General features: G+C 51.6%; 9 protein-coding genes, 1 pseudogene and 1 riboswitch. Of the genes and pseudogenes, 4 read left to right on the top strand and 6 right to left on the bottom strand.

The genetic code is table 11. The features are described 5' to 3' along the window. A partial coding sequence (locus WG8_RS28875) for an ROK family transcriptional regulator (protein ID WP_007432159.1) occupies positions 1-677 on the bottom strand: 677 nt, incomplete at its 3' end. Positions 678-847: 170 nt separating this feature from the next. Here WG8_RS28875 and xylA point away from each other — a divergent pair. Together xylA and xylB are read left to right on the top strand one after the other, a co-directional pair. Continuing rightward, positions 848-2,164, top strand: coding sequence for a xylose isomerase (gene xylA / locus WG8_RS20525; protein ID WP_007432158.1), 1,317 nt, complete (start codon positions 848-850; stop codon positions 2,162-2,164). Between the two features lie 57 nt (positions 2,165-2,221). Further along, a complete protein-coding gene (gene xylB / locus WG8_RS20520) occupies positions 2,222-3,745 on the top strand; it encodes a xylulokinase (protein WP_007432157.1) in 1,524 nt (507 codons plus the stop codon). A gap of 87 nt (positions 3,746-3,832) precedes the next feature. Here the strand turns inward: xylB and WG8_RS26770 are convergent, their stop codons facing one another. From WG8_RS26770 to WG8_RS20510, 3 genes are read right to left on the bottom strand one after another with little or no spacing between them, the layout of a single operon-like run. Then, positions 3,833-4,009 (bottom strand): FeoB-associated Cys-rich membrane protein, encoded by a 177-nt coding sequence (locus tag WG8_RS26770; RefSeq protein ID WP_007432156.1) that lies wholly within the window; start codon positions 4,007-4,009, stop codon positions 3,833-3,835. Between the two features lie 36 nt (positions 4,010-4,045). Further along, positions 4,046-6,055, bottom strand: a complete 2,010-nt coding sequence (feoB, locus tag WG8_RS20515; RefSeq protein WP_007432155.1) for a ferrous iron transport protein B — start codon at positions 6,053-6,055, stop codon at positions 4,046-4,048. Beyond that, the gene (locus tag WG8_RS20510; protein ID WP_007432154.1) at positions 6,046-6,291 is read right to left on the bottom strand and encodes a FeoA family protein; all 246 of its coding nucleotides are present in this window, start codon (positions 6,289-6,291) and stop codon (positions 6,046-6,048) included. Before WG8_RS20510 ends, feoB begins: the two co-directional genes overlap by 10 nt. Positions 6,292-6,571: 280 nt before the next feature. On the opposite strand from WG8_RS20510, the gene WG8_RS20505 reads away from it, so the two are divergent. Further along, positions 6,572-7,699, top strand: coding sequence for a transglutaminase domain-containing protein (locus WG8_RS20505; RefSeq protein ID WP_007432153.1), 1,128 nt, complete (start codon positions 6,572-6,574; stop codon positions 7,697-7,699). Positions 7,700-7,747: 48 nt separating this feature from the next. Next, positions 7,748-9,130: an MFS transporter gene (locus WG8_RS20500; RefSeq protein WP_007432152.1), complete on the top strand. Its 1,383-nt coding sequence runs from the start codon at positions 7,748-7,750 to the stop codon at positions 9,128-9,130. Between the two features lie 109 nt (positions 9,131-9,239). On the opposite strand, the gene WG8_RS20495 is transcribed toward WG8_RS20500, so the two are convergent. Both WG8_RS20495 and WG8_RS20490 read right to left on the bottom strand, forming a co-directional pair. Further along, positions 9,240-10,706 carry an amino acid permease gene (locus WG8_RS20495; RefSeq protein ID WP_007432151.1) on the bottom strand — a complete coding sequence of 489 codons (1,467 nt, stop codon included), beginning with the start codon at positions 10,704-10,706 and terminating at the stop codon, positions 9,240-9,242. 134 nt (positions 10,707-10,840) lie between these two features. Then, positions 10,841-11,043: riboswitch (Lysine riboswitch) on the bottom strand. A 122-nt stretch (positions 11,044-11,165) separates the two neighbouring features. Beyond that, positions 11,166-11,345 (bottom strand): annotated as a pseudogene (locus tag WG8_RS20490) (virulence factor); the annotation flags it as partial.

The raw sequence follows: 11,345 nt of genomic DNA, 5'->3' as shown, positions 1-11,345 counted from the left end.
ATCCCGGCCCCGATCCCGGAACCTGCACTGATGTAAACCAGATCCCGCACCAACTGCCGATGCTCGCCGTCCATACCATAGTACAGCTCGCCCTGAGCACCGACGTTGGCCTCGTTATCCACTACGACGGGCAGGCCAAGCTCTGTCTCAAGCTGCTGCTGCAGTGGAACCTCTTCCCAGCCCAGATTGGGTGCGAACAAAACAGTTCCCGATTCATCCACCATACCCGGTACTCCCAGCCCAATGCCAACGATGCCATGAGGGGAGGGAGGAGTGACCTGCATGAGCTGCTGAACCAGCTTTTGAATCTGTTCCATGACAAAGGCAGGATCATGCTGCCCCAGGGGTAGGACAAGCTCTGTCTCAATGGCTCCTGCCAAATCAGTCAGAGCACCCTGGATATAATGCACACTAACCTCGATGCCAAGCACAAAGCCGGCGCGGCTGTTAAACAGCAGCATTAAAGGCTTACGCCCGCCACTGGATTCACCTAATCCTGTTTCATATACAAGTCCCTCGGTGATTAGCTCTGCTACCAGGTTGGATACGGTGGCCTTGTTTAACCCGGTTTGACTTGATAATTGTGCCCGGGATAGCGGGGCATGGAGGCGGATACGCTCCAGCACAATGGATTTATTCAGCTTTTTGACAAGCGCCTGATCGCCGGTGACATTCATGACCTTTTCACTTCCTGTTGGTGTAATTCCCGATATTATATCATAAAAACAAACTTAGTTTAAGCAATAGACAAAGTTATTTGTCTGTGCTAGAATCTTTTTGTAAACGGTTACTTCATTCTTTAATATAACGATTGCTATAACGGTTACTACAAAGGAGGAACTTATTGATGGCTTATTTCGAGCAGGTATCCAAAATTCATTTTGAGGGCAAGCAATCCAATAATCCTTTTGCATTTAAATTTTATAATCCACAGGAAATTGTGGCAGGAAAAACGATGGAGGAGCATTTGCGTTTTAGCATGGCTTATTGGCATACACTTGTCGCAGGCGGCACCGATCCGTTTGGAGTAGAGACAGCGGTACGTCCGTGGTCCAAGTTCACCGGGCTGGATTTGGCAAAGGCTCGTGTGGAAGCTGCCTTTGAGCTGCTGGATAAGCTGAATCTGCCTTATTTTGCTTTCCACGATGTGGATATTGCCCCGGAGGGCGCTTCCCTGAAGGAATTTTACAGCAATCTGGATACGATTGTGGATTTGATTGAGGAGCATATGAAGGCTACGGGGAAAAAATTGCTGTGGAACACAGCGAACATGTTTAGCCATCCTCGTTATTTGCATGGAGCTGCGACAACCTGCAATGCGGACGTATACGCACATGCAGCCGCCCAGATTAAAAAGGGCCTGGAAGTAGGCAAGCGCTTGGGCGCAGACAACTATGTTTTCTGGGGCGGCCGTGAAGGCTATGAAACCCTGCTGAATACGGATATGAAGCTGGAGCAGGACAATTTGGGCCGTATGTTCCATATGGCTGTGGACTATGCGCGTGAAATCGGCTTTGACGCTCAGTTCCTGATCGAGCCTAAACCGAAGGAGCCAACCAAGCACCAGTATGATTTCGATGCGGCGACGACGATTGCGTTCCTGCAAAAATATGATCTGGATCAGCATTTCAAGCTGAATCTGGAAGCTAACCATGCGACTCTGGCAGGTCATACCTTTGATCATGAGCTGCGTGTGGCGCGGATTAACGGTATGCTGGGATCACTGGATGCCAACCAGGGAGATTTGATGCTGGGCTGGGACACGGATGAATTCCCGGTTGACCTGTATGATGCGACCCTGACCATGTATGAAGTGCTGCAAAACGAGGGCTTGGGTCGTGGCGGTATCAACTTTGATGCCAAGGTACGCAGAGCATCGTTTGAGCCGGAGGATTTGTTCCTCGCACACATCGCAGGGATGGATACGTATGCAAAAGGCTTGAAGATCGCCGCCAAGCTGATCGAGGATCGTGTATTTGAGGACTTTATCGAGAAGCGCTATAGCAGCTTTAAAGAAGGCATTGGAGCAGACATCGTTTCTGGAAAAGCAACGCTTGCTTCGCTGGCTGAATATGCACTGGCGAACGAAGCACCACGCAAAAACGCGTCCGGTCGTCAGGAATATTTGAAGGCGACATTAAATCAATACATTTTGGCGGATTAAAACCAGAATCTATATATGAAATAAAGGCTACACGCTAGCAGGGAAGGGGGAACTTCGATGCAGAAGGAGCCAAAACAGGAGCAGGAGCGGTATGTCATCGGCGTCGATCTAGGGACCAGCGCAGTCAAAACGGTACTGGTCAACCGCAAGGGACAAGTGGCTTATGAAGCTTCCCAGTCCTATCCGCTCCATCAGCCGAAGGCTGGGTACAGCGAACAGCATCCTGAGGACTGGGTCCGTGGTACGTTGGCAGCTCTGAAGGAGCTTGTGGAGAAGGCCGGAATTGGCGGCACCGATGCCGTGGACGGCATTAGCTTTTCGGGACAGATGCATGGGCTTGTGCTGACTGACAAGGAAGGGCAAGTGCTGCGCCCGGCCATTCTGTGGAATGACACGCGCACGACGGCACAATGTCGCCGTATTGAAGAACAGCTTGGGCCGAAGCTGCTGAGCATCGCCCGCAATCGCGCGCTGGAGGGCTTTACGCTGCCCAAGCTGCTGTGGGTGCAGGAGCATGAGCCGGACGTGCTGGCACGCGCAGCGCATTTTATGCTGCCGAAGGATTACGTGCGGTACCGTCTGACTGGACAACTGGCGATGGAGTATTCAGATGCGGCGGGCACGCTGCTGCTGGATGTTGCTCAAAAGCAGTGGAGCCAGGAGATCGCCGCTGCGTTTGAATTGCCGTTGTCGTTGTTCCCGCCGCTGGTGGAATCCTTTGACCAGACGGGGACACTGCTGCCGGAGATTGCGGAGCAGAGCGGACTTTCGTCTGCAACCAAGGTGTATGCGGGGGGAGCAGACAATGCATGTGGCGCGATTGGCGCAGGCATTTTGAGCGAAGGCCGCACCATGTGCAGCATCGGCACCTCGGGCGTTGTGCTTTCCTATGAGGAGCGCAAGGATATTGATGTGCAGGGACGGGCGCATTTTTTTAATCATAGTGAGCAGGATGCTTATTATATCATGGGAGTTACACTCGCGGCCGGATACAGCCTAACCTGGTTTAAGGAAACCTTTGCGCCGGGGCTTTCTTTTGATGCGCTGCTGGAAGATGTCAGCTCTGTGGAGCCGGGCAGCCGCGGACTGCTGTTTACGCCTTATCTTGTCGGCGAGCGTACCCCTCATCCGGATGCAACCATCCGGGGCAGTTTTATCGGGATGGATGCGGGGCATGAGCTTGCGCATTTTACACGGGCGGTGCTGGAGGGAATTACGTTTTCACTCAGGGAATCCATTGATATTCTCAGAGGCACGGGCAAAACGGTAAAAGAAGTCATTTCCATCGGCGGTGGAGCCCGCAACGAGGCGTGGCTGCAAATGCAGGCGGATATTTTTAATGCGGATATCATCAAGCTGGAGAGCGAGCAGGGACCTGCCCTGGGGGCGGCCATGCTGGCTGCATACGGCAGCGGCTGGTTTGCATCGCTGCAGGCGTGTGCTGAAGCATTTCTGCGTGAGGCAGCGAGATATTCACCGAACCCGGAGCATGTGGAACGGTATGAAGGCTTGTATGAGCTGTATCGTGTAGTTTACCCGCACACGCGGGAGCTCAACGAACATTTGGCGAAATATCGCTGAATACACAGTGAGTTTGAGAACATAGGAAAAGCGTCTTCGGGTCAGATAAACCCGCAGACGCTTTTTTCATGGATTGATGAGTTTGAATTAGACGGTTCGCTTGATGTTGGCATAATCTTCTTTCACAGCACTTGCGTCACAGCCCGGACATGACTTGCTTGATGAGCACCCGGAACAGGCGCCTTGGCGGCTTTTTCGCACAAAGCGTACCAATACCCATGCGCTATAACCGAGGATCGCCAGTAAAATGATAACATTAATCATGGAATCCACTTCCTTTTATGTTCATAGGGCCTTGCCTTAACCCCAACCTAATAATCTGCCAGACTGATAAATAAAGATGGCGATGATATACGCTACGGTCAAAGGATAGATTATAGAAAATGCAGTCCAGCGCCAGGAAAGGGTCTCTTTGCGAATGACCGCTACCGTCGCCAGACACGGTACATACAACAGAATGAACACCATAAAGCTAAAGGAAGCAAGCGGTGTAAAGGCATGACTCACCTGCAGTTCCAGTCCCTGCATATCGGGAACGTGGTAAATGATATTCATCGTTGATACGACAACCTCCTTGGCCATAAAGCCTGTGAGCAGGGACGCGCCTGCTTGCCAGGTGCCAAAACCGAGAGGAGCCAATATGGGCGCAAACCATCCTCCAATCGTGGCGAGCAGGCTGTCATCCATTTCGGCACCGAAGCCCTGTGGTCCGAAATTGGACAACAGCCAGATGCCGACGGAGCCGGCAAGAATAATCGTTCCGGCCTTGCGGACGAAGCCCTTGACCTTTTCCCATGTGCTGCGAAACAGGGTGAGAGCTTGCGGTATCCGATAGGGAGGGAGCTCGACGATGAAGAGGGACGGCTCACCCGACAAAATGGATGCCTTGGAAAAAATTTTGGCAAGTATGAGCGACACGGTAATTCCTAGCACGTACATCAGCATGATAACGCTGGCCGCATGTGTCGGGAAAAACACTCCCGTGAACAACGCATATATCGGCAGGCGGGCCGAACATGACATAAATGGCACCAGCAGCGTTGTAATAAGGCGTTCTCTGGGCTGCTCAATGGTGCGTGCCGCCATAATCGCCGGAACATTGCAGCCAAATCCGATGATAAAGGGAATGAAGCTTTTCCCGTTCAAGCCAACAGCCTGCATCAGCCGATCCATTAATATCGTGACCCGTGCCATATATCCGGAATCCTCAATCACCGAGATGATCAAGAATAAAATAGCGATCTGAGGCAGAAACACGAGTACGCCCCCGACGCCCGCCACGATGCCGTCCACGACCAGACTTTGTGTAAAAGCAGATGCATTCAATTGCACGAGCACTTCCGAAATCCAGCTGCTTAGTGTCTCTGAAAAGAATCCGTCCAGCATATCTGAAAGGACCGTACCTGCCCAATCGAAGGTGAACTTGAAGGTAGCGTACATCAGCAGCAAAAAGATCGGAAGCCCCAGATATCGATGGGTTAGCACTGCGTCCAGCTTATCTGTCAGACTGTGCGGCTTGAACTTGGAGGTGTCGAGCGCCTTGGTGCACAGATCAGCGATCCATGCTGCACGTACAGAACGGATATGCTGGGCAGGAGTGGCTGCATAGCCTTCGCCGAGAAGATCTTCCCCGCAACGCTGGATACGTGCAGTTACCTTTTCACGCTGCACCTCAGTGGTCATCCATTCCATAACGACAGGATTGTTTTCCAGACATTGCAGTGCGGCCCAGCGCAGTTGCGGTATAGGTGCATCCGTCAGCAGGCTGCTGATATCCGTAATGGCGGCTTCGACGGCGGGGCCGTAATCCAGTTGGAAATTATTCGATGTACGCCGTACCTCTCGAAGAGTGGCGAGCATTTGCTTGCTTCCGCTGCCTGTGCGGGCCACCATCGGAATAATAGGAACGTTCAATTGCTCAGCCAGCAATTCTTTGTTTACGCGAAGACCTGTCGCATCGGCTACGTCGGTCATGTTGAGGCCGAGTACAAGCGGGCGTCCATACTCCAGTAGCTGCACGGTCAGATACAGATTTCGCTGGAGCTGGGAGGCATCCACGATGTTAATGAGGGCCGCGGGCGGTTCCTCCAGCAAATACCGGGTTGCGACACCCTCATCCAGCGAAAGTGGAAGCAAGGAATAGGCACCCGGCAAATCCACCAAAACGGCAGACTTGTCGCGCAGAAGCCCTGTTTTCTTTTCCACCGTGACCCCGGACCAGTTGCCTACCTCAGCATAGGTACGAGTCAGCTTGTTGAATAATGAGGTTTTTCCTGTGTTGGGATTGCCGAACAGAGCGATCATGTCCATGTTGGGACGACCTCCAATTGCTTCACTTGATTTTGACGGAGGCCGATCAATTGACCGTTGCATTCAATGACAATAGGACCGCCCAACAAACTGATTTTTTTTAATCGTATAATAGAACCTTCGTCAATGCCCATGTCCGTTAGACGGCGGCGCAATGAGGGATGGAGAGAGGCAAGGGATTGCAAACGCACAGTCTGGCCCATTGGTGTACGAAGGAGAGAGATATGTTCTGGCATGGTGCTCAGCCTTTCCAATGTAGAATGAGAATCAATATCATTTACTTCCAATGCAAGTACCATATCATAAGAAGTGCTTTGTTGCTGTGATAAAATTCTCTGAGAGCGATATTTGTGCCTGTTGCTCCGTTGTTATAAAGGTGGGCATGGTGTCACAACTTGTCTGTAGCCAGGTGTCTTACTCGTCTGCAACTGACAAAACTAGAGCATTTGGGGCAACTGTTTTTATGGTAAGATAGAGCTGTTAACCACTATGTCAAGAAGGGCAGGAACGCTCTGTATGAACAGAAAAATCGGGGTTAGGCTTGTAAAATGTCTGGTTGCAGGTGCAGCGCTGGCTGTGTTGCTGCCGCAGGCTGTGGAGTGGGGCAACAATGTATATGCGGCGTCGGTCAAGCCGACTTCATCCGTATCGTCGCAGCAGCTTCAGAATAAGCTTTTACAGGCCATGGATACACGGAGTGAAACGCTGACCTTTACATATCAAGGGCGGGTGAACGGTCTCAAGCAGCAGCTGGAGACGGCCATTCAACAGGCCATGGAGAGCGATCCGTATGTGAATTATACGATCAAAAGCTATGCATTCAGCTATACTGGCACCACCACGTCCGCTGAGGTTACGATTCGTTTGAGCTACCGTGAAACGAAGGAACAGACGGCCTACGTGAATAGCATTGTTCAAACCGTGCTGGGGGATATCATTACAAAGGGCATGACCGATCATGAGAAGGTGAAGGCTATTCATGACTGGATTGTGGTTCGTCTGAAATACGATGAAACACAACAAAAGTACACAGCCTACGATGGTCTGAAAACCGGGAGCACCGTCTGTCAGGGATATTCCTTGCTAGCCTACAAAATGTTGGAACGCGCAGGGATTACGAACCGGATTGTAGAAGGAAGAGCAGGGGGCCAGCTGCATGCATGGAATCTTGTTTTGCTGGATGGTCACTGGTATCACATGGATACGACCTGGGATGATCCAACCCCGGATCGCGGGAATGAGGTAAGCACTTCCTATTATCTGCTGACCGACACCGAAATGCGCCGGGACCACTCATGGGTTAAACCGTATCCTCAGGCGAACACATCGTATCGGCAAACCTTATCAGCAATGATCGCTGCGGGAGGATCGAAGGCCGCTGTGTATCAAAAGCTGTATAATAACCTGGAATACCCACTCCAGGACGGCAAGGGTTTGGTTAAATCATCGGCCGACATCAAGGAGCAGGTTCGCACGGCTATAAATAAAGGCGGGGCGACGCTTACCTTCGGATATCAGGGGACAGAGCGAAGCCTCAAGGAAGATTTGCAGCCATTATATCAGCTCGGTTTGAAGTCCATTTCCTATCAGATTACGAATTTAGGCAGTACCGGGAATCTTCGTGTAACGCTGAGATGGACCTAATCATCTTGCAGTAAAAAAGCTACACTACTAAAGGAGTATTTTATTGATATGCACAAGCGTTCCTTTACTTATCTGCTTGGTACGCAGACCATGTCAAATGCGGCCGATATTCTTTATATTATGGCACTTGTATCGCTCGTTTTTCATGAGACGGATTCGATCTTTTCCTCGGTGCTCGTTCCGTTGCTGCGGATGGGAGCACAGATGATTAGCGGCTTTTTGGCACCGCTGATTTTGGCCCGATTTCAGCTGCCTTTTATTTTATTCGTTTCCCAGCTTGGGCAACTGGCTTTCTTTGCTGTTCTGCTGGGCCACCTGTGGTTAGCGGGCACAGAGCCGATATGGGTGATCGTATTTACGATGGTGGCAGCCATGTCTTTTCTGGACGGCTGGACTACACCTGCACGTAATGCGTTGATTCCTCGTCTTGCCTCTGGCGAAGAGCTGATGCGGGCGAACAGTTTTGTATCCGTCAGCGATCAGACGGTACAATTAGCGGGCTGGGGGCTTAGTGGCGTGCTTGTAGCCATGCTGGGTTCTGAAAAGACACTGCTGGTGGCTGGCGGATTGTATATGGTAGCCCTGATGTTCACCAGCTTGATCCGAGATCCATTAGAGGGCAAGGCTCATTACTTGCTGCAGCCCGCAACACGGGTACGAAGCGGGGAGGATTTAGTGTCCGAGGCTGTATCTGAGCCGGGGCAAGGACATTATGACCTGCCTCCCGTACAGCTGGAAGAAATGCTTCATGGCCCGGGGTCGGAAAGCCCGGCGTTACCTCCGAAGCGTAAAAAAGAAATATTGCGTGAAGGCTGGAGCCTTATCGGAGCCAGTCGAAGGCTCAAAGCTCTTATTTTTATGGATATGATTGACCTGCTGGGGGGATCTGTGTGGGTCGGCGCGTTCACGCTTGCTTTCGCTCAGCAGGTTCTGCACAAGAGCGAGGCATGGTGGGGATACATTAATGCAGCGTATTTTGCGGGCGCGATCGGTGGAGGCATCGTTGTCCTCGCTTGCGTCAAGCATTTGCAGCCCAGACTGCTGCCCGCCATGCTGGCGGGGATGGCAGGCTACGGCCTGCTGACAGCCTGGTATGCGCTGAACACATTACCGCCGCTGACACTGCTTATCGTGCTATTGATGGGATTACCTGCGGAAATGTCCGTCGTATCCCGCCGCACGATGATGCAAATGAGCGTGTCTGTGCATGATTTGCCCAAGGTGCTGTCGGCCCAGGCCACATTGACCAGCTTAACCTTCTGTATTTCGCTGCTCTTAATGGGCTGGATTGCAGATCATCTGGGCATCGTTAATTTGTACTTGTTTTCCTCATTATTGACAATGATCGCTGTGATTTATGGCATCTTCTGTCGACGTGCCTTAGCTACGTCTTTAACAGCCGCAGTAGCCGCAGCTCCTTCCTCCAAATAAAACAAAAAGCCCGTCTCCGGGCATCTATAGGTAAACATGCGGCTGAGCGGTCTGGGACCAGAATGAACAGCATGTTTTCCATGATATGTGGAGACGGGCTTTTTACTATTTATTTATTCGCAGAAGCATCTGAACTCAAATCACATTCTTTTAATGGAACGACCTTGGTACGTTTGATCCATTTGTAGCCAAACCACAGAATAAGGAACAGTGGCACACTCATGTACGTAGCAATCATCGTTTTCCAGTCGATCTCCTGTCCGGTGAAGGCATCCGCACCTTGCCCGATAATAACGATGATACACAGCGCGAAGGCGAACAACGGCCCAAACGGGAACCAGCGTGCTGTGTATGGCAGCTCACTCAGACTATGCCCCTGTGCCATAAAGGCACGACGGAAACGATAGTGACTGACCGCAATACCGACCCACGTAATAAACCCACACATTCCGGAGGCATTTAGCAGCCAGTTGTAGACGACACCATCCCCGTACAGAGAGGCAAGAAAGGCCAGCATACCGACAGCAGTTGTGATCAGCAAGGCATTCATAGGAATGCCGCGTCGATTGACGTGTCCGAGGAAGCGGGGAGCTTTGCCTTCGCGCGCCAGAGCAAACAGCACACGTGTTGCTGCATACATCCCCGAGTTGCCTGCTGACAATACGGAGGTCAAAATAACGGCGTTCATGACAGAGGCGGCAATCGCAAGCCCGGCTTTTTCAAACACAAGCGTAAACGGACTGACTCCAATGTCGCTGATATCTCCCCGCAGCAGGTTCGGATTCGTATACGGGATGATCAATCCAATGACGAGAATCGCCAGAATATAAAAGAACAGGATGCGCCAAAAGATTTGGCGAATGGCCCGCGGCACATTTTCACGCGGATTTTCGCTTTCTCCAGCCGCTACCCCGATCAGCTCTGTTCCCTGAAAGGAAAAGCCTGCAGCCATGAATACACCCAATACGGCGAAGAATCCGCCATGGAACGGAGCGTCTCCGACCGTGAAGTTGGCGAAGCCAACCGCCGGGCCACCCATAATGCCGAAGATCATCAGCACACCCACAGCCAAAAAGATGACTACAGTCACAATTTTAATCATGGCAAACCAGTATTCAGATTCGCCATAGCCTTTGACGGTCAACGCGTTCAGCGTAAAGATGACGGCCAAAAATAACAGACTCCACCAGGCGGAGTGACTTTCCGGGAACCAGTATTTGATCAGCACCGTTGCTGCTGCCAGCTCGGCAGCAATCGTCACCGCCCAGTTATACCAGAAGTTCCAGCCCATGGCGAAACCGAAAGCCGGATCAACAAAGCGACCTGCATAGGTGTTAAAAGAGCCGGATTCAGGCATGAATGTAGCCAATTCACCGAGGCTGGTCATCAGGAAGTAGACCATGAGTCCGACTGCAGCATAGGCCAGCAGGGCTCCGCCGGGTCCGGCTTCGGCAACCGCGCCTCCGCTGGCGAGGAACAGGCCTGTTCCGATGGAACCCCCGAGGGCGATCATCGTCATATGTCGGGCTTTGAGACTTTTCCGCAAGGTTGCGTCAGGTGTTGCTTTGTGTTGCACGTTCAAACACTCCTTCATGAAATTGTATTTCATGTCAGGGCAAGAGCCAGAAGGAGGGGGAGTATATAAATCAAAAGACCGCAGGAAATACGCCTGCGGTCTTGTCTATGCATTCCGCACCATACCTTCTTCTATAACAAGATAGCTCAACACACGTGTCTGTGTCAGGACATCGCGTGACAGTTCTGCTCCTTTCGGTCAGCAGCCCCAGCATTCGGAGTATTTACAAAGAGTCAGCTCCGCATACTTCGGCGGGTGTACCTTTCCACTGGAATCACAGACGGCTCTTGGCGTCTCCTCCGGTGTACTGATTACATCCGCGACCTCTACCTCATCATAAAACAGGGTTGATGAGGTGTATGACATGATATTTTATTGTATAGCGAACTACAGTATATCGTACCTGTACATCTTCTGACAATCGACAATTTTTTGAATTTGCCGCTGTAAAGTATAAAATCAAGAATTGCGCTTGGCCATCTGCTGCCAGACTGTGCCTGCGGCCTGCTCGCCTGACTCGATGCGCTCCAGCGCCATTTTAGCCTGCAGACTGACCTCGAATTCGGGGTCATCGACAGCCTTCTCCAGCGCGTCACGCGCCTCCTCGGTCCCGACCTCGTATAAAAAACGGGCCGCCCG

It is taken from the genome of Paenibacillus sp. Aloe-11, from assembly GCF_000245715.1.
Taxonomy (GTDB): domain Bacteria; phylum Bacillota; class Bacilli; order Paenibacillales; family Paenibacillaceae; genus Paenibacillus; species Paenibacillus kribbensis.
This window is presented reverse-complemented; position numbering and strand designations above follow the sequence as displayed.

Bases quoted from the DNA above. Each gene is read 5' to 3' on its own strand.
- feoB (WP_007432155.1), bottom strand. From the start codon at position 6,055: ATGGACATGATCGCTCTGTTCGGCAATCCCAACACAGGAAAAACCTCA.
- WG8_RS20510 (WP_007432154.1), bottom strand. From the start codon at position 6,291: ATGCCAGAACATATCTCTCTCCTTCGTACACCAATGGGCCAGACTGTG.
- WG8_RS20500 (WP_007432152.1), top strand. From the start codon at position 7,748: ATGCACAAGCGTTCCTTTACTTATCTGCTTGGTACGCAGACCATGTCA.
- xylA (WP_007432158.1), top strand. From the start codon at position 848: ATGGCTTATTTCGAGCAGGTATCCAAAATTCATTTTGAGGGCAAGCAA.
- WG8_RS20505 (WP_007432153.1), top strand. From the start codon at position 6,572: ATGAACAGAAAAATCGGGGTTAGGCTTGTAAAATGTCTGGTTGCAGGT.
- WG8_RS26770 (WP_007432156.1), bottom strand. From the start codon at position 4,009: ATGATTAATGTTATCATTTTACTGGCGATCCTCGGTTATAGCGCATGG.
- xylB (WP_007432157.1), top strand. From the start codon at position 2,222: ATGCAGAAGGAGCCAAAACAGGAGCAGGAGCGGTATGTCATCGGCGTC.